Source organism: Pseudomonas sp. PDM09 (genome assembly GCF_014852305.1).
Taxonomy (GTDB): Bacteria; Pseudomonadota; Gammaproteobacteria; order Pseudomonadales; family Pseudomonadaceae; genus Aquipseudomonas.
In genome coordinates this window covers 582,891-603,704 of record NZ_JACVBI010000001.1, presented here as the reverse complement: position 1 = coordinate 603,704, position 20,814 = coordinate 582,891, and the positions used below count along the sequence as shown (strand labels likewise).

At 61.3% G+C, this 20,814-nt stretch carries 19 protein-coding genes; 10 read left to right on the top strand and 9 right to left on the bottom strand.

The window, feature by feature from the left end:
* Positions 1 to 362: 362 nt before the first annotated feature.
* The 10 genes from IB250_RS02740 to IB250_RS02695 all read left to right on the top strand — a co-directional run bounded on the left by IB250_RS02740 (position 363) and on the right by IB250_RS02695 (position 13,631).
* Entirely contained in the window at positions 363 to 716 is a 354-nt protein-coding gene (locus tag IB250_RS02740) for a hypothetical protein (RefSeq protein ID WP_192342863.1), read from the top strand.
* A gap of 294 nt (positions 717 to 1,010) precedes the next feature.
* Complete coding sequence (locus tag IB250_RS02735) at positions 1,011 to 1,970, top strand: AAA family ATPase (RefSeq protein ID WP_095053787.1); 960 nt, start codon at positions 1,011 to 1,013, stop codon at positions 1,968 to 1,970.
* A gap of 5 nt (positions 1,971 to 1,975) precedes the next feature.
* Positions 1,976 to 2,920, top strand: coding sequence for a DUF58 domain-containing protein (locus IB250_RS02730; RefSeq protein WP_123494332.1), 945 nt, complete (start codon positions 1,976 to 1,978; stop codon positions 2,918 to 2,920).
* On the top strand, positions 2,917 to 3,411 hold the full coding sequence (locus tag IB250_RS02725) for a DUF4381 domain-containing protein (RefSeq protein WP_123494331.1): 495 nt from the start codon (positions 2,917 to 2,919) through the stop codon (positions 3,409 to 3,411). The genes IB250_RS02730 and IB250_RS02725 overlap by 4 nt, the downstream gene beginning before the upstream one ends.
* On the top strand, positions 3,404 to 4,498 hold the full coding sequence (locus IB250_RS02720; protein ID WP_192342862.1) for a vWA domain-containing protein: 1,095 nt from the start codon (positions 3,404 to 3,406) through the stop codon (positions 4,496 to 4,498). Before IB250_RS02725 ends, IB250_RS02720 begins: the two co-directional genes overlap by 8 nt.
* The gene (locus tag IB250_RS02715; protein WP_192342861.1) at positions 4,495 to 6,231 is read left to right on the top strand and encodes a tetratricopeptide repeat protein; all 1,737 of its coding nucleotides are present in this window, start codon (positions 4,495 to 4,497) and stop codon (positions 6,229 to 6,231) included. The genes IB250_RS02720 and IB250_RS02715 overlap by 4 nt, the downstream gene beginning before the upstream one ends.
* Positions 6,228 to 7,877 carry a BatD family protein gene (locus IB250_RS02710; RefSeq protein ID WP_192342860.1) on the top strand — a complete coding sequence of 550 codons (1,650 nt, stop codon included), beginning with the start codon at positions 6,228 to 6,230 and terminating at the stop codon, positions 7,875 to 7,877. Before IB250_RS02715 ends, IB250_RS02710 begins: the two co-directional genes overlap by 4 nt.
* 266 nt (positions 7,878 to 8,143) lie before the next feature.
* Positions 8,144 to 9,388, top strand: a complete 1,245-nt coding sequence (locus tag IB250_RS02705) for an exonuclease SbcCD subunit D C-terminal domain-containing protein (protein ID WP_192342859.1) — start codon at positions 8,144 to 8,146, stop codon at positions 9,386 to 9,388.
* On the top strand, positions 9,385 to 13,026 hold the full coding sequence (locus IB250_RS02700) for an AAA family ATPase (RefSeq protein WP_192342858.1): 3,642 nt from the start codon (positions 9,385 to 9,387) through the stop codon (positions 13,024 to 13,026). The genes IB250_RS02705 and IB250_RS02700 overlap by 4 nt, the downstream gene beginning before the upstream one ends.
* Positions 13,023 to 13,631 carry a glutathione S-transferase gene (locus IB250_RS02695; protein ID WP_192342857.1) on the top strand — a complete coding sequence of 203 codons (609 nt, stop codon included), beginning with the start codon at positions 13,023 to 13,025 and terminating at the stop codon, positions 13,629 to 13,631. Before IB250_RS02700 ends, IB250_RS02695 begins: the two co-directional genes overlap by 4 nt.
* 75 nt (positions 13,632 to 13,706) lie before the next feature.
* On the opposite strand, the gene IB250_RS02690 is transcribed toward IB250_RS02695, so the two are convergent.
* The 9 genes from IB250_RS02690 to IB250_RS02655 all read right to left on the bottom strand — a co-directional run bounded on the left by IB250_RS02690 (position 13,707) and on the right by IB250_RS02655 (position 20,671).
* Positions 13,707 to 13,964 (bottom strand): hypothetical protein, encoded by a 258-nt coding sequence (locus tag IB250_RS02690; protein ID WP_192342856.1) that lies wholly within the window; start codon positions 13,962 to 13,964, stop codon positions 13,707 to 13,709.
* Positions 13,961 to 14,173 (bottom strand): hypothetical protein, encoded by a 213-nt coding sequence (locus IB250_RS02685; RefSeq protein WP_192342855.1) that lies wholly within the window; start codon positions 14,171 to 14,173, stop codon positions 13,961 to 13,963. The genes IB250_RS02690 and IB250_RS02685 overlap by 4 nt, the downstream gene beginning before the upstream one ends.
* A gap of 114 nt (positions 14,174 to 14,287) precedes the next feature.
* Positions 14,288 to 14,413 carry a hypothetical protein gene (locus IB250_RS28790; protein WP_007901166.1) on the bottom strand — a complete coding sequence of 42 codons (126 nt, stop codon included), beginning with the start codon at positions 14,411 to 14,413 and terminating at the stop codon, positions 14,288 to 14,290.
* Between the two features lie 205 nt (positions 14,414 to 14,618).
* Positions 14,619 to 14,798: a hypothetical protein gene (locus tag IB250_RS02680; RefSeq protein ID WP_192342854.1), complete on the bottom strand. Its 180-nt coding sequence runs from the start codon at positions 14,796 to 14,798 to the stop codon at positions 14,619 to 14,621.
* 156 nt (positions 14,799 to 14,954) lie between these two features.
* Complete coding sequence (locus IB250_RS02675; RefSeq protein WP_192342853.1) at positions 14,955 to 16,130, bottom strand: lactonase family protein; 1,176 nt, start codon at positions 16,128 to 16,130, stop codon at positions 14,955 to 14,957.
* The gene (locus tag IB250_RS02670) at positions 16,117 to 16,413 is read right to left on the bottom strand and encodes a DUF5629 family protein (protein ID WP_192342852.1); all 297 of its coding nucleotides are present in this window, start codon (positions 16,411 to 16,413) and stop codon (positions 16,117 to 16,119) included. The genes IB250_RS02675 and IB250_RS02670 overlap by 14 nt, the downstream gene beginning before the upstream one ends.
* Positions 16,414 to 16,612: 199 nt before the next feature.
* Positions 16,613 to 18,193 (bottom strand): aldehyde dehydrogenase (NADP(+)), encoded by a 1,581-nt coding sequence (locus IB250_RS02665; RefSeq protein WP_192342851.1) that lies wholly within the window; start codon positions 18,191 to 18,193, stop codon positions 16,613 to 16,615.
* A 10-nt stretch (positions 18,194 to 18,203) separates the two neighbouring features.
* Positions 18,204 to 19,196, bottom strand: a complete 993-nt coding sequence (gene araD1, locus IB250_RS02660; protein WP_192342850.1) for an AraD1 family protein — start codon at positions 19,194 to 19,196, stop codon at positions 18,204 to 18,206.
* A gap of 152 nt (positions 19,197 to 19,348) precedes the next feature.
* On the bottom strand, positions 19,349 to 20,671 hold the full coding sequence (locus tag IB250_RS02655) for an MFS transporter (protein ID WP_192342849.1): 1,323 nt from the start codon (positions 20,669 to 20,671) through the stop codon (positions 19,349 to 19,351).
* Between the last annotated feature and the right edge of the window lie 143 nt (positions 20,672 to 20,814).

Sequence of the window (20,814 nt, the reverse complement as noted above, 5' to 3'; positions counted from 1 at the left end):
CACATTCACCTTCCAAGAATGGGCATCTGCAAAAACGACTGCCAAGGCAACAGGCAATGCCTTTACGGGTGCTCATCCGTTGCGCAGCTTAACGACTGCGGCAAGGGCCATGCTTGCAGCGCTGCGACATATTCGGTCAACGGTACGCAGCGCGCGGCAGGTGCCTCGAACAACATTAGCAGCCGTGTCGCAAAACGGGCGTTTTATGCCCGGTTTTACGGTACATGCGTGCCAATAATGACCAGTAACACCCCGAATGTTCACGACACATCTTCTGACACTCAGCCGAGCAGAAATTCCCCAGGGCTGGCAGAATTGCTTTTTGTAACGTTCACCATGCTCGCCGAGCCAGGATTTTCCCCATGCAAATGACAACTGACCTCTTGATCGTCAACCCGTGCGACGAAGAAGAAGACAACTTGGCCATGCTCTGCTGCACCAGCGCTGACGGCGAAATGTTCCTGATGAGCCGCTTTCCGGACGAGGATGAGCTGGAGATCATCTTCCACGACAAGCCTTCGGCCCTCAACGGTGTGAAAGTCACCCTCAGCCCCGACCGCCTGCTGATCGAAATCGCCGCCGCGGACGCCGATGTGCTCGATGGCGAAGATTCGCTGGAAATCCTGCACAGCACCGATGCGCAGGATCTGGCTGAGGTGGAAGAAACCTTGCAGAACATCCTCAAAGGGACTGGTACCTATATAAGCCAGCTCTGAGCCTCGGAATCTCAGTGCCTGAACGGACGCCTTCGCGAGCAAGCCCGCTCCCACATTCGATTGCATTTTTCCTGGAAGAACGCGGTTAACTGTGGGAGCGGGCTTGCTCGCGAAGAGGCCAGCCAAATCACCACCCTGCCCCTTGTCTACAAAATTCCAACAATTTTGCCCATCAATTCCCGCACTTTGCACAAAATGCCGTTAGTCGCCGCCCCCCGCGATGGATTAAAGTAACGCCCCCAGCCCTGGCGTTATTCGAACGTCTTCGGTCACCCTTTCCAGGAACAGTCATCGATGGAACATCGTGAAGCGCTGCTCGCGCTGCGAACCTTTCTTTCAACGCAGATTCTCGGCCAGGAAAAACTCATCGAGCGCTTGCTCATCGCCCTGCTCGCCGACGGCCACATGCTGGTCGAGGGCGCCCCGGGCCTGGCCAAGACCAAGGCCATCAAAGAGCTCGCCGAAGGCATCGAAGCACAGTTCCATCGCATCCAGTTCACCCCCGACCTGCTGCCAGCCGACATCACTGGCACGGAAATCTATCGCCCGGAAACCGGCAGTTTCGTATTCCAGCAAGGCCCGATCTTCCACAATCTGGTGTTGGCGGACGAAATCAACCGTGCCCCGGCCAAGGTTCAGTCGGCCCTGCTTGAAGCCATGGGCGAACGCCAGGTCAGCGTCGGGCGCAGCACCTACGACCTGTCGCCGCTGTTTCTGGTCATGGCCACGCAAAACCCCATCGAGCAGGAAGGCACCTACCCGCTGCCCGAAGCCCAGCTCGACCGTTTCCTGATGCACGTGAAAATCGGCTTCCCTGATGCCGCCGTCGAGCGCCGGATTCTGCAACAGGCCCGCGGTGAAGCGCTGCACGGCGAAACCAAGCCCGAGCGCCGGGTCAGCCAGCAGGCGATTTTCGCCGCGCGCAAAGAAATCCTCGGGTTGTACATGGCCGACGCCGTGGAGGAATACCTGGTGCAACTGGTCATGGCCACGCGCATCCCCGCCAAGTTCGACCCGGAAATGGCCGAATGGATCGCCTATGGCGCCAGTCCGCGCGGCTCCATCGCCCTGGACCGTTGCGCCCGGGCCCACGCCTGGCTGGCCGGTCGCGATTTCGTCAGCCCGGAAGACATTCAGGCGGTGCTGTTTGATGTGTTGCGCCACCGCATCATTCTTTCCTTTGAAGCCGAAGCCGCTGGCATCGACCAGGACCGGGTGGTCCAGCGGATTCTCGACGTCGTAGCCGTCGCTTGACTCCGATGAACGCCCTCCTGCCGCCCGAGCCGGGCATCCGTGTCAGCCTTTCCGAGCTGATCCAGATGCGTCATCGCGTGCGCGAAGTGCAGTTGTTTTCCACGCCGAGCCAGCGCAGCCCGCTGATCGGCCTGCACCATTCCAAACTGCGCGGGCGCGGGGTGGACTTCGATCAGGTGCGGGTGTATCAGGCCGGCGATGACGTGAGGAGCATCGACTGGCGCGTCACCGCCCGGACCCAGGAGCCCCACACCAAGCTGTTCCATGAAGAACGCGAGCGACCGATTTTCATCATGGTCGAACAGAGCCGCCGGCTGTTTTTCGGCTCCGGACTGATGTTCAAATCAGTGCTGGCCGCCCAGGCGGCGAGCCTGATTGGCTGGGCCGCGCTGGGCCATAACGACCGGGTCGGCGGGCTGGTGTTCGGCGATGACGAGCACTACGAGATCAAACCGCGACGCAGCAAACAGAGCCTGCTGCAATTGCTCAACCGACTGGTGCGGGTCAATCAGTCGCTGCACACTGAACGCGAGCCGGATCGCGACGCCTTCGGCATTGCCCTGCGCCGCGCCCGGGAAGTATTGCGCCCTGGCAGCCTGGTGATCGTGATCTGCGATGAGCGCGCCTTGTCCGACGGTGCCGAGCAACAGTTGAGCCTGTTGTCACGTCATTGCGACCTGTTGCTGCTGCCCGTGTCCGATCCGCTGGATCATGCCCTGCCCGCTGCCGGGCTTTTACGCTTTGCGGAACGGGGAGCGCAACTGGAACTCGACACATTGAATTTCGACTTGCGCCAGGCCTATCGCGCACAAGCGGAAGCGCGCATCGCCCGTTGGGAGTTGCTGGCGCAGAAACTGCGGGTATTGCTGATGCCTTTGAGCACCCAAAGCGAAATGGTCGAGCAACTGCGCGAATACCTGAACCCGCAGCGTCCGGGAAAAAGTCGATGAGCAGCCTCGATCAACTGCAACCGCTGATTTCCCCGCCACCGATCGGCTTCTGGCCGCCGGCACCGGGCTGGTGGCTGCTGCTGTTATTGCTGCCATTGATCGGTTTCGGCCTGTGGCAGTTGCGCCGTTTCATTGTGAACAAACGTCCTGTCGTGCGCGCCGAACAACCGCTGGACCCGGTGCGTCTCGCGGCCTTGGCCGAACTCGCCCTGATGCCCAAACCCTACGACGGCGCCCCGGCTGGCGCCTGGCTGCAGCAACTCAATGGCTTGCTCAAACGCCTGTGCCGCAACCATTACCCATACAGCCAGAGCCACACCCTTAACGGGCGCAAGTGGCTGGCGTTCCTTGACAACCGCTGCCCGGCCGCCGGCCTTACGCGCTGGATGGTGCTGGTGGAAGGCGCCTACAAACCCGAATGCAAACTCGACGACAAGGCCATCGCCGGCCTGACTCAAGCGGTCGACACCTGGATTCGCAAACATGTTTGAGTTCACCTGGCCGTGGATCTTCGCCCTGCTGCCACTGCCCTGGCTGATGCGGGTGCTGCTGCCGGTGGCCGACAGTGGCGAACCGGCGCTCAAGGTCAGCTTCCTCAGCGAACTGGAAGGCCTCGCTCGCCGCCGCGCCCGGGCGAATCTGCCGGCGTGGCGCCAGCAAGCCCCATTCATTCTGCTATGGCTGTTATTGCTGATCGCTGCCGCACGCCCGCAATGGCTCGGCGAGCCCCTGCCGATTGCCGCCAGCGGCCGCGACTTGCTGGTAGCGGTGGACGTGTCCGGCTCCATGGATTTCCCCGACATGCAGTGGCAGGACGAAGACGTCAGCCGACTGACACTGGTGCAACATTTGCTCGGCGATTTTCTTGAAAGCCGCGACGGCGACCGGGTCGGCTTGATCCTGTTCGGCAGCCAGGCCTATCTGCAAGCGCCACTGACTTTCGACCGGCACACCGTGCGCGTATGGCTCGACGAAGCGCGGATCGGTATCGCCGGCAAGAACACCGCCATCGGCGATGCCATCGGCCTGGCCCTCAAACGCCTGCGGCAACGTCCGGCACAAAGCCGCGTGCTTATTCTGGTCACTGACGGCGCCAACAACGGTGGCGAAATCGATCCGTTGACCGCCGCACGGCTGGCAGCCAACGAAGGGGTGAAAATCTACCCGATCGGTATCGGCGCCGATCCGGAACAAAGCGGCACCCTGGGATTCCTGGGCATCAACCCGAGCCTGGACCTCGACGAACCGGCCTTGAAAGCCATCGCCCAAGCCACCGGTGGCCAGTACTTCCGCGCCCACGACGGCGAGGAATTGCAGGCGATCAAGCGCACCCTCGACAAACTGGAACCGGTGACCCAGCAACCCACTCAGGCCCGCCCGGCCCAAGCGTTGTATCACTGGCCTTTGGCGATGGCGCTGCTGTTGAGCATGCTGCTGGTGATCCGCGAGCGCTGGCCGGACAATCCGTTGCAACGGCTGCTCATCAAGAAGCTGTTTACCAAAGAGCGGTTTCTACAAGCGCAACTACCCGACTGGCGTCAGCGGCTTAAACGCCTGCATCTGCGGAGGCGCCGATGATTGCGCTCTGGCCGCACTGGTTCCGCCCTTGGTGGCTGCTGTTGCTTCCTTTGCTGGGCTGGTTGCTCTGGCAACTCTGGCATCGGCAGAAACGCGCCGGGCGCTGGCAAATGATTCTGCCGCCGGCCTTCCATGCCGCGTTGCTCAGCGGTGGCAGCGGTCGCGAAAGCAAACTGCCATGGGTCGCCCTGGGCCTGGCCTGGGTGCTGACCGTGCTGGCCCTGCTGGGGCCGAGCTGGCAGCGCGTCGAACAAACCAGCCAGAAACCCGCCGACCCGCTGGTGGTGTTGCTTGAGCTGACCCCGGAAATGCTCGCCACCGACAGTGCGCCGAACAGGCTGGAACATGCCCGGCGCAAACTGTTCGACCTGCTGCAAAACCGCAGCGACACGCAGACAGCAATCATCGTCTACGCCGGCAGCGCCCACACCTTGGTACCGCTGTCGGATGATCTGTCGACCAGCCGCAACCTGGTGGATGCACTCAAGCCGTCGCTGATGCCCCTGGCCGGTCATCGTGCCGATCTGGCGGTGGCCAAGGCCCTTGCGCTGCTGGATCAGGGCGCCCTCGGCCAGGGTCGGATCCTGCTGATCGGTTCGTCGCTGACGGAACAGGAGCGCCAAGGGATTCGTCAGGCGCTGGACGACAGGTCCACGCAATTTCTGATGCTCGGTATCGGCACCGCCGAAGGGGCGCCGGTCGCGCAGGATGACGGCAGTTTCCTCAAGGATGACCTGGGCGCCATTCTGGTGCCCCGCCTGGACGGCCCCAGTCTCAAAGCCTTTGCCAACGGCCTGGGCGGACGTTATCGCCAGGCGCGTCTGGACGATGCCGACCTGCGCGGCCTTGGCCTGTTCGATGGGCCACGGGATCTGCGCAACGAAGGCCAGACATTGCGCCTCGACACTTGGGCCGATCAGGGCTATTGGCTGCTGCTGCCGCTGTTATTACTGGCCGCCTGTGCCGGGCGCCGCGGTTGGCTGTTCTGCCTGCCGCTGCTGTTCCTGCTGCCGCAACCGAGCTACGCCTTCGATTTCGAAGACTTGTGGCTGCGTCCCGATCAGCAAGGCCTGCATTTGCTCAAACAAAAGCGCCCGGCCGAGGCCGCGCAGCATTTCGAAGACCCGCAGTGGCAAGGTGTGGCGCTCTATGAAGCCGGCGACTACAGTGGCGCCGCCCAGCGGTTTACCCAAGGCACCGACGCCCACGCCCACTACAATCGGGGTAATGCCCTGGCCAAAAGCGGTGAGCTGGAAGCAGCGCTGGATGCTTACGATCAAGCGCTTGAACGTCAACCGGATCTGCGCCCGGCCCTGACCAACAAGGCATTGGTGGAAAGCCTGCTCAAGCAGAAAACCTCAGCGCCGCCCGTCGAGCCGGACAAAACCGCCGATGGCAAAACCGAAACCATCACCCAGGAACCGCCGCCGGGCAGCGCCACCCAACCCAGCAATGGCGAGCCGAAATCCGACGCTGAGCAGACCACGCCGGACGCCGGGCAGCCGCCCACGACGACACCGCAACCGGGTGCCAATGAAGTCCCGGGCAGCGAGTTGGGCGATGAGCAAAGCACCACGCCACCACGACGCCCGGCCAGCGACACGATTGAAGGCGAACAGCGCCAGGCGCTGGAGCAATGGCTGCGCAAGATCCCGGATGACCCCGGCGAATTGCTCAGACGCAAATTCTGGTACGAACAGCAACAACATCAGGATCAGGAAAAAACTCGATGACCCGCTTCACCGCCTTCTTGCTCGCATTGTTGCCCGCCCTGTTGCTCTGCACCGTTCAGGCCCAGGCTGTGGAGCTGGTCGCCAGCGTCGATCGCAGTCGCCTGAATTCCGGCGAGACGGTCGAACTGACCCTGGAGACCAGCGACGTGACCCAGTTCGGCAAACCCGACCTGTCCCCGCTGGAGCCGCTGTTCGAAGTGCGCGGCACCCGCCAGGTCAACCAACTGAACACCCTTAACGGCGACACTCAGGCGACCACCCGCTGGATCATCACCCTGCTGCCTCGGCAAAATGGCAGCGTGGTGATCCCATCGCTGCAACTGGGCGACGTTCAGAGCCAGCCGATTACCGTGCAGGTGATCGAGAGCGAAACCCAGGACAGCAGCAACACACTGGCGCCGGTGTTCATCGAGGCCAGCCTCGACCAGAACAGCGTCTATGTGCAGGCTCAGGCGATCCTGACCTTGCGCATCTACCATTCGGTGTCGCTGTACGACGACAGCAGCCTGACCCCGTTGCAGATTCCCGATGCGCGCATCGAACAGCTGGGCGAGTCGCGCACCTACGAAAAAGTCATCAACGGATTGCGTCATGGCGTGATCGAAATGCGCTACGCGATCTACCCGCAGCACAGCGGTGAATTGACCATTCCGGCGCAGATGTTCAGTGCCACGCCGGTCGATACCCGGCCATCCCAGGACGCAACACCTCAAGGTCCGAAACCGGGCAAGCAGATGCGCGTCAAATCCGCCGAGATCCCGCTGACGGTCAAGGCCAAACCCGACACGTATCCGGCCGATGTTCCCTGGCTGCCGGCCCGCAGCCTGAGCCTCGGCGAAAGCTGGAGCCCGGAACCGGATCATTTGCAGGTCGGCGACTCGCTGACCCGCAGCCTGACCCTGAACGCCGAAGGCCTCGCCAGTTCGCAACTGCCACCGCTGCCGGCCACCGAGATCAACGGCCTGCGGCGCTACCCGGATCAACCGGTGCTGGGCAACCAAAGCAGCGAGCGCGGTTTGATCGGCAGTCGTGAGGACCGTGAAGCCCTGGTGCCGACCCGCACCGGCAACATTGACTTGCCCAGCGTTGAAGTGGTCTGGTGGAACACCTTCGAGGATCACCTGGAACACAGCAGCCTGCCGGCCCGCACGCTGCAAGTGGCGAGCAATCCAAGCCTGATCGTCGATACCCCGACGGGCAGCCCGCAGGTGATGTCCGATGCCAACAACGAAGCCCTCTGGTGGAAACTCAGCACCGTGATCCTGGCCTGCACTACCCTGCTGGGCTTCGGCCTCTGGTGGCGCGCCCGCTGGCAACCGGCGATCCTGCGGGCGGCGCAGACCGGCCCGAGCCCACGCACCCTGCTCGACGACCTCAAGCGCGCCTGCCAGGCCAACGACTCCCACGCCACTCGCCAGGCCCTCGACGCCTGGGCCCGACAACAACCGGAAACCCTGGCCGACATGGCGGCGCGTTTTGTACCGCTGTCCGATGCACTGGACGGCCTGAACGGCGCGCTGTACAGCGAAACCGGCCAGTACTGGCAGGGCGAGGATCTCTGGCGCGCGATTCGTGCGATCCCGACGGCCGAGGGGGTTCAGGATCTGGTTGGCGATACCGGGTTGCCGCCGTTGTATCCCAAATAAACACCAGCCAAAACCAACACCCCATCCATGTAGCAGCTGGCGAAGCCTGCGTTCGGCTGCGCAGCAGTCGTAAATACTGTTTGCGCGGTATTCCTGACACACCGCGAGTTCTGGTTTTGCGACTGCTGCGCAGCCGAATGCAGGCTTCGCCAGCTGCTACAAAGAGTGCATTGGCCACATCCAACGTGTTTGCCAGTAAACTCTCCCCTCTTTAGCCGCCACCCTTTTCCTCGCGGCCATCACCTTATTTTGTTGCGGAGTACGCCTTGCGCCTGTTTCACACCTCCGACTGGCACCTTGGGCAGAACCTGCACGGCCAGGAGCGCGATTTCGAGCATGCCTGCTTTCTTGACTGGCTGCTGCGTCAGCTGAAGCTGGATCAGCCTGATGTACTGCTGATCGCCGGCGATATCTTCGACACGGTCAACCCGCCGGTCAAAGCCCAGGAGCGCCTCTACGACTTCATCGTCAGCGCCCACGAGCAGCAGCCGTTGCTGACCATCGTGATGATCGCCGGCAACCACGACTCCGGCTCGCGCATCGAACTGCCCGCGCCGTTGATGCGGCGCTTGCGCACTCACGCCCTCGGTCGCGTGCTGTGGCTCGATGACGGGCAACTGGATGCCGAACGCCTACTGCTGCCGTTGCCGGATGCCAGCGGCGAAATTGCCGCCTGGTGCCTGGCGTTGCCGTTCCTGCGCCCCGCCGAAGTGACCGGCGCGCATTTGGGCGATAACTACTTGCGCGGCATCGGCCAGGTTCATGAATGGCTGATTGAAGCCGCCAATGCCAAACGCAAGTCGGGCCAGGCGCTGATCGCCATCAGCCATGCGCACATGGCTGGCGGTTCGGTCTCGGAAGATTCCGAGCGCAGTTTGATCATCGGCAACGCCGAAGCCCTGCCCGCCAGTTTGTTCGGGCCGAGCATCAGCTACGTCGCCCTCGGGCATTTGCACAAGCCGCAGAAGGTCAACGGTGAAGAGCGCATCCGCTACTGCGGCTCGCCGATTCCGTTGTCGTTCTCCGAGATCAATTACCAGCATCAGATCCTCGACATTCAGCTCGATGGCGAAACATTGGTCAGCGTCGAACCACGCCTGATTCCCCGTTCCGTCCACTTGCAACGCCTCGGCTCCGCGCCGTTGGCGGAAATCCTGTTGCAACTGGCCGACCTGCCCAACATCGACCTGCTCGCCGATATCCAGCGTCAGCCGTGGCTGGAAGTACGGGTCCGTCTCGACGAACCGCAACCGGACCTGCGCCATCAAGTGGAAACCGCTCTGCAAGGCAAGGCAGTGCGGCTGGTGCGGATCGCTGCCGAATACGCCGGCAATGGCAGCCGCGACGGCATCGATGACGGCACAACCTTGATCGAACTCGATCAGCTTTCGCCCCAGGAACTGTTCAGCCGCGCCTGGCAGGACAACTACGGCAGCGAGGTCGACGAGCAAACGCTCAAGGACTTCGCCGAGCTGCTGCAGGACGTGCAGATGGAGAGCGAACAACCATGAAAATTCTCGCGATCCGCCTGAAAAACCTCGCCTCCCTGGCTGGGCCGTTTGAAATCGACTTCACTGCGGAGCCCTTGGCCAGTGCCGGCCTGTTCGCGATTACCGGGCCGACCGGTGCGGGCAAAAGCACGCTGCTCGACGCCCTGTGCCTCGCACTGTTTGGCGCTGTGCCGCGCCTGAACAACACCGGCCGCGACGCCAAGGTCCCGGACGCCGATGGTGAAATCGGCACCGGCGACCCGCGCACCCTGCTGCGTCGCGGCACCGGCGAAGGCTATGCCGAAGTGGATTTCGTCGGCATCGACGGTCGCCGCTATCGCGCTCGCTGGGAGGCCAATCGCGCCCGGGAAAAGGCCGGCGGCAAACTGCAAGCCAGTCGCCAGAGCCTGCGTGACATAGATCAGGATCAACTGCTGGCCAGCCAGAAAGGCGAATACAAAGCACAGCTCGAAGCCGCGCTGGGCCTGAACTTCGAACAGTTCACCCGCGCCGTAATGCTGGCCCAGAGCGAGTTCAGCGCCTTCCTCAAGGCTGACGACAACGACCGCAGCGAGCTGCTGGAAAAGCTCACCGACACCGCGCTCTACACCCGTCTCGGTCGCCGCGCCTTCGACAAGACCAAAGAAGCCCGCGAAGCCCACAAGTTATTGCAGGATCAGGCCTCCGGGGTCACCCCGCTGTCACCTGAAGCCCGGGCCGAACTCGATGAGCGCTTCAACGACGCTCAACAGCAACTCAAGAGCCAGCAGGCGCAGCTCAAACAGTTGGAGTTGCAACACACCTGGCTCAAGGACCTGCGCCAGGTGCAGGACGCGCAACAAAGCGCCACCGAGCAACTGCAATCTGCCCGGCAACACTGGAACAGCCTGGCCGGCGAGCGCTTGAAGCTGACTCGCCTGGAGCAATTGGCCCCGCAACGGCATCAGTTCGCGCGCAAGACCGAACTGACCGCCCAGCTCACGCCGCTGGCGGCGCAGATTCAGCAACACACGCAACAGCAAAGCGAGCTGAGCGAGCGACAGGCTCAACTCGAACAGAGCCTGAGCGCTGCGCAAACGGCGCTGACCCAAGCGCAAAGCCAACACACCTCCAGCGCCCCACTGCTGCGCCAAGCCTTCGAAGAGCAAAGCACCCTCGCCCGCCTGGTCAAGGACGCCAGCCTCAGTGCCGACCTCAAGCAGCAGGCAGAACAGGCCTGCACTCAGGGTCAGGGCACGATTCAGGGTTTGCTCGAGCAACAGAAACAGGTCGCCGAACGGTTGCAGCGGATTGCCGGGGAGCTTGAGCAGAGCACCCATCTGGCGCCATTGAGCGATGCCTGGAACGCCTACCGCGATCGCCTGCAACAACTGATGCTGATCGGCAATCGCCTGAACAAGGGCCAGGCCGAACTGGCCGCCCTCGAGCAAAGCGCCGCTCGCGCCGCCGACGAACTGACCACACAACGCCAGAGCCTTGAGGTGCTGTACAAAGAAGCCGGTGCCGAGCCTGAAGCGGTGGCCGAGCAGATTCAGATCCTCGGCAGTTTGCTGCAGGACAACCGCAAGCAACTGCGGGCCGTTGAAGAGCTGACCCGGCTATGGGCCAGCCAGCAGGAACTGGACAAACGCGGCGCCGAGCTTCAACAGCGGCAACTCGCCGCTCAGCAAGACCGCGATCGTCTGACCCAGGACGGGGTGAAGACCAAGGCCGAACTGAGCGTCGCCGAACAGACCCTGACCGTTACCCGCGAACTGCTGGAACGTCAGCGTCTGGCGCGCAGTGCCAGTGTCGAAGAACTGCGCGCGCAGTTGCAGGACGATCAGCCGTGCCCGGTTTGTGGCAGCCCGGATCATCCTTATCATCAGCCTGAAGCCTTGCTGCAAAGCCTCGGCCGGCATGATGAAAGCGAACAGGCCAACGCTCAGAAAGCCGTCGACCTGCTCAAGGAAAAACTCACCGATCTGCGTGCCGAAGTCGGCGGTTTGATTGCCCAGCAAAAGGAATTGCTGCAACAGCAGGAACAACTCGCGAGTCAGCAACAAGGCCTGACCCCGAGCCTGGAGGCGCACCCACTGTCCGCGCAACTGTTGGCCCAGGACGCAAGCAAACGCGATGCCTGGCTAACGCAACAAAGCAGCCAGTTGAACCAGAGCATCACGCAGGATGAGCAACGGCAAACCGCCCTGCTCACCCTGCAACAGGATGCCGCGCGCCTTGCGCAACAACTGCGCAGTGCTGAAACGGCGAGTCAGCAAGCCACACAGCACCTGATCAACCAACAACGTGAATTGAGCAGTGATCGCCATCGTCTGGACGAAGAACTGAAGGCGTTCAGCACTCTGCTCCCGGCCGACACGCTGGAGGCCTTGCGCAACGAACCCGCCGCGACCTTCATGCAGCTCGACCGGCAGATCGCCCAGCGCCTGCAACAACTCGACCAGCAGCGCGAAGAACTCGGCGAACAGCAACAGCGCCAGCAGACGCTGGAGAAAGAACAGTACCAACAGCAGACCCGCATCCAGCAACAGGAAGCTGCGCAGCAGCAGTTCACGGCGCTGACCGGGCAGCAACAGGCTTGCCAGGAAAAACTGACGCAACTGCTGGGCGAACATGCCAGCGCCGAACAGTGGCAGCAGCAACTGGATCAGGCCGTCGAGCAGGCGCGCACTGCCGAAGCGACGGCCAATCAGGAACTGCAAACCGTACGCACGCGCTTGGTGCAACTGGCCGCTGAACTCAAAGCGCAGCAGGAACGTTCGCAGGCTCTGGAAACCGAAGATCGCGAGCTGAGCGCCAAGATCGCCGACTGGCGTGCGCAGCATCCAGAACTGGACGACGGCGGACTGGAAGATTTGCTCGGCATCGACGACCAACAGGTCAGCGAACTGCGTCAACGATTGCAGCAGAGCGAAAAGGCCATCGAGCAAGCCAAAGTGCTGTTGCAGGAGCGCGATCAACGCTTGCTCGATCATCAGGCGCAGCACAACGGCAATCTCGACGCCGAACAACTGGCCACGACGCTGGTCGAGCTGCAAAACCTGTTCGCTGCCAGCGAGCACCGATGCGCCGAATTGCGCGCCGAACAGGCCGAGGATCAGCGTCGACAGAATGCCAATCAGGCGCTGGCGCAGCAGATTGCCGACGCCTACGCCGAGTACCAGCGTTGGGCACGTTTGAGTGCGCTGATCGGTTCCGCCACCGGCGACACCTTCCGCAAGATCGCCCAGGCCTACAACCTCGATTTGCTGGTGCATCACGCCAACGTCCAGCTGCGCCAACTGGTGCGGCGCTATCGCTTGAAACGCGGCGGCAGCATGCTCGGGTTATTGGTGATGGACACCGAGATGGGCGACGAACTGCGCTCGGTGCATTCGCTGTCCGGAGGCGAGACGTTCCTGGTGTCACTCGCCCTGGCGCTTGGTTTGGCGTCGATGGCTTCGAGCACGCTGAAAATCGAATCGCTGTTCATCGACGAAGGCTTCGGCAGTCTCGATCCTGAATCCCTGCAACTGGCCATGGACGCTCTCGACGGTTTGCAGGCGCAAGGACGCAAGGTCGCGGTGATTTCCCACGTGCAGGAAATGCATGAACGGATCCCGGTGCAAATCCAGGTTCACCGTCAAGGCAACGGCCTGAGTACGCTGGAGGTGAAATGAATACGCTGTATTCGTTCCGCCGCTGCCCCTACGCCATGCGCGCACGCATGGCGCTGCGCTATTCGGGGGTTGCGGTGCAGATCGTCGAGGTCAGCCTCAAGGCCAAACCGGCCGAAATGCTCGCACTGTCGAGCAAAGGCACGGTGCCGGTGCTGAGTGTGGATGGGCGGGTGATCGATGAGAGCCTGGACATCATGCGCTGGGCGCTGGCGCAAAACGATCCGCAGGACTGGTTACTCAAGGATGATCCGCAAGCACAGCAACATAGCGCCGCGTTGATCGAAGAGAACGATCAAGTGTTCAAGGTGCATCTGAATCGCTACAAGTACGCCGAGCGTTATCCCGAGCAGCCGATGGCGTTTTACCGGTCTGAGGGCGAGGTGTTTTTGCGCAAGCTGGATGAATTGCTGGAGGGGCGCGACTACTTGCTGGCCGGGCACCCGAGCCTGGCGGATATCGCCCTGATGCCGTTCGTGCGGCAATTCGCCCACGTGGATCGCGAGTGGTTCGGGCAGACGCCTTATGTGCGGTTGCAGGCGTGGCTGCAGCGCTTCATCGACTCAGATCTGTTCACATCAGTCATGGTGAAAACTCGGTCCCCGTAGGAGCTGCCGAAGGCTGCGATCTTTTGACCTTAAAAATCAAAATCAAAAGATCGCAGCCTTCGGCAGCTCCTACATTCATGCCAAGACCGCGCACATCCCCAACACCGAGCAATCCACCTGGAATGGCCCGAAGAATTCGCCATTGGATTTGATCGGCGGATTGCCCACCAACAGCTCCAGAGCCTTGGCGGTCTGAATGTTGTGGGCGATGTTGTGGTTGCATTCGATAGCCCGCGCCACCGACCCCGCCGAACCCTGCCCGATCCCAAGTAAAGAAGCGCCATTGGTCATGAACGCCAGGAAGGCGATGACCCAGAGCTTGCGTCCTTTCATGCCCCCACCACTCCCGCCACGTCGGCATGATCGAGCAATACGTTTGGCGCGCGGTGTTCGAATTGAATGGCGGGATAAGCGACCTGGATCGGTGCTTGAACGGTTTGTTGCGATTGAGCCGAAAGGCTGACGGCCAACACCATGGCCACGTAAAGACCGATGGCCAGGTAGGCGCCGTATTTGGCAGAAGTAATGATTGCGCTGGCCATGGGTTCTCCGTGGGCATGTTTCAGTGCCCACAGAATCGATCAAAAAACAGAAGTTAACTAGCGACCTTTATGCATAGTAGCTATCAGTTTTATTGATCATGAACCCAGCGTGTTTCAGTCCTCGATAAAACTCATCAAGCGCTCGCGGGCCGCATCCGGCTCGTTGGGAACGGGCTGGGCAGCCGACAGAATCGGGGTGGAATAGAGAAACAGGAGAACCACTGCCAGACGCATCGCCATGCTGTCGATCCTTTTAGGGAAGGAGTCAAAAAATCAGCGTCAAATTTAAATTAATGGCCATGTGATATCAAGCAATACATTGATAGCAATATGATGCTGTCGTAAACGCGTTATGCAGGAGCGACATCACTTCGGGGCTTTTCGACGCCTATGGGCCGATCGGCAAGTGACTTCGCTCCTGCATAAAAGGTGCAGGGTTCAGATTTCAGTGTTGGGTTTTGTGATCCAGCGCGGCGTAGAAGTTGGCGCTCTGTTGCAGGTATTTCTGGGTGTAGCTTTGGGTGTGGGATTTTCTGTCGCTGATTTCAACGTTGGCGCTGGCAGGCAGTGCAACAGTGGCAGAGATAGCGGAAGCGGCGATGACAGAGAAGACATTGAAGTTCATGGCGGTATTCCTCGGGTTCAGTTGGCTTGCTTGCCCGGTGGGGCCGTGAAGCAAACTTAACTCCCGAGGGTCGACGCCTTGAAATGCTTTGTAGCATTAGCCGATATCAGTCTCATTAATAGAAGGTTGCAGGCCCCATCAACCGGGGCCTGCGGTCTATTGACGCACCAGGAACTTGAGATCGCTGGGGGCATCCATCGGCAGTTTCTGCACGGTTTTGCCCAGCAGCCCGGTCTTGGCGTCGCGCTCGACGACGACAATCTGGTTGCTCTTCTGGTTGGCAATCAGCACGAACTTGCCACTCGGATCGAGGCTGAATTCGCGCGGGTGATCACCGTCCACGGAGCGACGCTGAAGCTCCTTGAGCTGCCCGGTCGCCGGGTCGATGGCGAACACCAGCAACTGATTGGTGGTGCCACGGTTGCTGACGTAAAGGAACTTGCCGTCGGCCGAGGCGTGAAGCGCAGCCGCAGCCTTGCCCGATGTAGGCAGGCCCGCCGCCAGATCGACCAACTGCGTTTGCTCAAGCTTGCCGTCGCGGTAATCGAACACTGCGACCTGCGCGCTCATTTCCATGGTCAGCCAGGCGTGCTTGCCATCGGCACTGAACAGCAAGTGTCGCGGCCCGCTGCCAGGTGGCAACTGGACGGACGCAGGTTTAGCGGCGGTCAACGGTCGTTCCGGATTGGCCTTGGGATCGAAGCGATAGACGAAAATCTTGTCCGCTCCCAAGTCGTTGGAAAACACGTATTGGCCATCCGGCGATGAAACCACCGAATGCACGTGTGCCGTCTTCTGCCGCTCAGGGTTGACCCGGCTGGACGGATGACTGCTCATCTGCACCACGGGTTTTAGCTTGCCGTCGGTGCCCACCGGTAACACCGCCAAGGTGCCGCCCGGGTCTTCAGCCACCGAGTAGTTGCTGACAAACACGTGACTGGCATCGCCGCTGACGCTCGAGTGCGTCGGCTCGTTGCCCAGGGTTTGCACCTGACTGATCAGGTTCAATTCATTGGTCTTCGGGTCAATTGCATAACTGCTGATACGCCCTACCGGATCCGCCTGCCCCGGGCCATTTTCGTTAACCGCGAACAGGCGCTGTTGATCCTTGGATACGGCGAGCCAGGACGGGTTGGCGCTCTTCACCACCTGCAGGGGTGTGGCGTCGATCTGCCCGGTGCGGCTGTCGAAACCCAGACGATAAATCCCCTGGCTCTGGCCGGCGGTGTAGGAGCCCACCAGCAATTCGTAACTGTCGACCGGGGCCGCTTGCACGCCCATTGCGCCGACGCTGCCAGCCATCAACAGTGGCCAGAAGTTACGCATCCTCATTCGTTTCGTCCTCATCGTCACCACCGCCGAACGCTTCCATAGGCACCAGCCGGTGCTCGCCGGAATCGCCGGTAATGATCCAGCTCTTCAAGTCGGGATCGAACGTCGCCGCCGCGATCTGGGCCATGCTGAACTCCCAGCGCTTGAGCGCCCGACCGTCCATGCATTCGATGTGCAGGTTATCGTCTTCATCGAGGGAGAAGTCGAACGCGTGCAGCCCGTCGATTTCAAGCATGTCGCAGTGTTCGAGGGCATTGATCAAGGTGTTGCTTACGGCAGTCATGGCAGTCAATCTTTGAATGGGAAAGGCGCAATGATAGCTCATCACACCGCAATGATCGTTCCCACGCGCAGCAAAGGAATGCAGCCAGTGACGCTCTGCGTCACATCAACAGCCGAACGCAGAGCGTCCGTTGAGGCATTCCCACGCAGAGCGTGGGAACGATCAGTTCCAGCGGACCGAGCCAATCAGTTGTGGGCGGCTAGAGAGCTTCGCGCGATGGCTTGCCGTCGACCAGGCGCTGGATGCGCAGCGGATTACCATTTTTCAGCGCTTCCGGCAGCAGGCTGTCGGGGTAGTTCTGGAAGCACACCGGGCGCAGGAAACGGTCGATGGCCAGGGTGCCCACCGAGGTGCCGCGCGCATCGGATGTCGCCGGATACGGCCCGCCATGAACCATCGAGTCGCAGACTTCCACGCCGGTCGGATAGCCGTTAAGCAGGATTCGTCCGACCTTCTGCTCCAGCAATGCCGTCAGCTCACCGAATTGTTCGAAGTCCGCCGGCTCACCGATGATCGTTGCCGTCAGCTGCCCATGCAGACCGTTCAAAGCGGCATTGAGTTGCGCCTGATCCGCCACTTCGACGAACACCGTGGTCGGGCCGAATACTTCCTCTTGCAGCACTTCATCGCCATCGAGCAACAGGCTCACATCGGCCTTGAACAGTTGCGGTTGCGCCTGATTGCCTTGTTGCGGACTGCCCGCCAAATGCTCGATCTTCGGATGCGCGAGAAGCTTCTGCAGGCCCTTGCCATAGCTGCTCAAGGTGCCGGCATTGAGCATGGTTTGCGCCGGTTGATCGCCAATCAGCCCCGCCACCTGCTGCACGAACGCGCTGAACTGCGGCGAACGAATACCGATCACCAACCCCGGATTGGTACAGAACTGCCCACAACCCTGCACCACCGACGCCGTGAGGTCTCGGGCGACGCTTTCAGCACGAGCTTCCAGCGCTTGAGGCAGCACGATCACCGGGTTGATGCTCGACATCTCGGCGAACACCGGAATCGGCTGCGCACGTGCCGCTGCCATGTCGCACAGCGCACGGCCACCTTTGAGCGAACCGGTAAAACCGACTGCCTGAATGGCCGGGTGCTTGACCAGCGCTTCGCCCACTCCGCCGCCGTAGATCATGTTGAACACACCGGCCGGCATGGAGGTTTTCTCGGCGGCGCGAATCACGGCATTGGCCACCCACTCAGCAGTGGCCATGTGGCCGCTGTGCGCCTTGAACACTACCGGACAGCCAGCGGCCAATGCCGAAGCGGTATCGCCGCCCGCCGTGGAAAACGCCAGCGGAAAGTTGCTCGCACCAAACACCGCGACCGGCCCGAGGCCGATGCGGTACTGACGCAAATCCGGACGCGGCAATGGTGTGCGTTCAGGCAGCGCCCGATCAATCCTTGCGCCATAGAAATCACCACGCCGCAGCACCTTAGCGAACAGACGCATCTGGCCGCTGGTGCGACCACGCTCTCCTTGAATACGACCGGCCGGCAACGCAGTTTCGCTACAGACCACGGCGACAAAGTCATCACCCAACGCGTCCAGTTCATCGGCAATCGCATCGAGAAATTGCGCACGTCGTTCGGCGCTCAGGCTGCGATAGGCCGGGTAAGCGGCGGCGGCAGCCTTTGCGGCGGCGTCGACTTCTTCAAGGGTGGCCTGATAGAAGTCGTGAGGCAAAGCCTCGCCAGTGCTGGCGTCGATGCTCTGGAGTTTGATGGTGCCGGTAGCGCTGCGCTGACCGCCAATGTAGTTGTGACCAAGAATCTGGGTCATGGGTGTCTCCTTAAAGTGTGCCGACGGTGCCGGGTTCGAACGCCGCTTCAACGGGTTCAATGCCGTTGATCAAGGGTGCGCCGAACTCGGCCTGGCTGATCTCGAACACGTCACCCGGTTGGGTGCGAATGCCATCGGCGAAGGACAGGGTCGCGGTGCCGAAGAAGTGAATGTGTACGTCGCCGGGGCGCAGGAACTGGCTGTACTTGAAATGGTGGTACTCGAGGTTTTCCAGGCTATGGCACATGTTCGCTTCACCACTGAGGAATTCGTTCTGCCATAACACTTCACCGTCACGCAGGATGCGGCTGGTGCCGGCCAGATGCGGGGGCAATTCGCCGACCCGAAGCTCCGGGCCATAGCTGCAACTGCGCAGTTTCGAATGGGCCAGATACAGGTAATTCTTGCGTTCCATCACGTGATCGGAGAACTCGTTGCCCACCGCGAAACCGAGGCGATAGGGTTTGCCGTCGTGGCCGATCACATAGAGACCGCTGAGTTCAGGCTCCTCCCCGGCATCTTCGGCAAACGGCGGCAGCGGAAATGGTTTGCCCGGTCGCACAACGATGCTGCCGTCGCCCTTGTAGAACCATTCCGGTTGCACGCCGGCCTGGCCGGTCGCGGGTTTACCGCCCTCCATGCCCCACTTGAAGATGCGCATGGTGTCGGTCATGGCGGTTTCATCGCCGGCCTGTTGATGCATTTTGTCCCGGGCCGAAGCGCTGCCCAGATGGGTCAGGCCGGTGCCGCTGACCAGCATGTGCGCCGGGTCCGGGTGATCCAGCGGCGGCAGGATCTGCAGATTGGCCAGTAGCGCTGAATAGTCATGGCTGATGCCCAGCCCCAGGGTTTGAACCTGTTGCTCAAGATTGACCCCCGCCTCGATCGCCGCCAGCGCCAGATCCCGCACCGAGCGCGCATCCCGCACTTCGCGCACCAGGCCGTCCTCGACCACGCCAACGCGGCGTTCGCCGTGACTCAATTCGAACTGAACTAAACGCATGATTTTTCTCCTGTTAAAGCAAAACTTCAAAACAACGCAGGACCCTGTGGGAGCGGGCTTGCTCGCGAAGAGGCCGCCACATTCAACATCACCGGTGACTGACACTCCGCCTTCGCGAGCAAGCCCGCTCCCACATTTGGATCGTGTTGACCTCAGGTACGGGTAGCGCCCCGGGCGCTGGCGGCGAACTGGTCGGCCGGCAGCACATGCTTACGCTCCAGCAACCGATAAACCACACCCGTGAGGACCAGGCCGAACACCATCACGCAGGACAGGAAATACAACCCCGACGCCAGGTTACCGGTGTATTCCTTCAGCGCACCGATCACGAACGGGCCGATGTAGCCACCAAGGTTGCCCACCGAGTTGATCAACGCGATCCCCGCCGCCGCACTGGCGCCTGCGAAGAATCGGCCCGGCAAGGTCCAGAACACAGCGGTGCAGGAAAACAGCGCGAACGCCACCAGGCACAGCGCCGCCAATTGCAGCACCGGCACGGTCAGCCAGGCGCTGAGGAACAGGCCGATGGCGCCCAATACATACAGCACCGCCAGATGGCCGTAGCGATCATTCAAGCGATCGGAACTGCGCGGAATGATCAGCAAACCGATGATCCCGAAGATGTACGGCACCGACGACACGAACCCGGTCATCAGGTCAGTGCCACCGAACTGCTTGATCAACGTCGGCAGCCACAAACCGAGACCGTAGATGCTCAGCGTCACCGGCAGATAGAACAGCGCCAGCAGCAACACGCGTTTGTCCTTCAGTGCGTGCAGCGGATTGCCGTGGCGAGTCTGGCCGTACACCTCCAGGTCCTTTTTCAGCTCACCGGTCAGCCAGTCTTTCTCAGACTGGTCCATCCATTTCACTTGTTGCGGGCCGTCCGGCAGGTAACGCAGCACCGGCCAGGTCAGCAAGATCGCGGGTGTGCCGATGACGATGAACAGCCACTGCCAACCGTGCAGCCCAAGAATGCCGTCCATGCCCAGCAAGCCGCCGGACACCGGGCCGGTGATCATCATCGCGATGGGTTGGGAAAGGATGAACAACCCGAGAATCTTGCCGCGATGGCGGATCGGGAACCATTGGGTGATGTAGTACAGAACGCCCGGGAAGAAACCGGCTTCGGCCGCGCCGAGCAGAAAGCGCATCACATAGAAGCTGTTCGGTCCCTGGACGAACGCCATGCCGATGGTGATGGCGCCCCAGGTGACCATGATCCGCGCGAACCAGCGCCGGGCGCCAAAGCGGTCGAGCATCAGGTTGCTGGGGATTTCCAGCAGGAAGTAGCCAATGAAGAACAGCCCGGCACCCAGACCATAAGCCGCGTCACCCAGACCGATGTCGGCGCCCATGTGCAGCTTGGCGAAACCTACCGCGGAGCGATCCACATAGGCGATCAGGTACAGCAGGATCAGGAAGGGAATCAGTTTCAGCGTGATGCGACGGATAAGCCGCAATTCCTGGCTCATGAGTTCGGTCTCCGATTGTTGTTGTTATAGAACCTCGGGGGACGCCTCTCGCAGAAAACTGCCAGGGCCATCCCTCCGTTGAAAATGACTATATAGTAATACTATTTAACCAACAACCCTTCCAAACAGGCGAAATTGCGCTT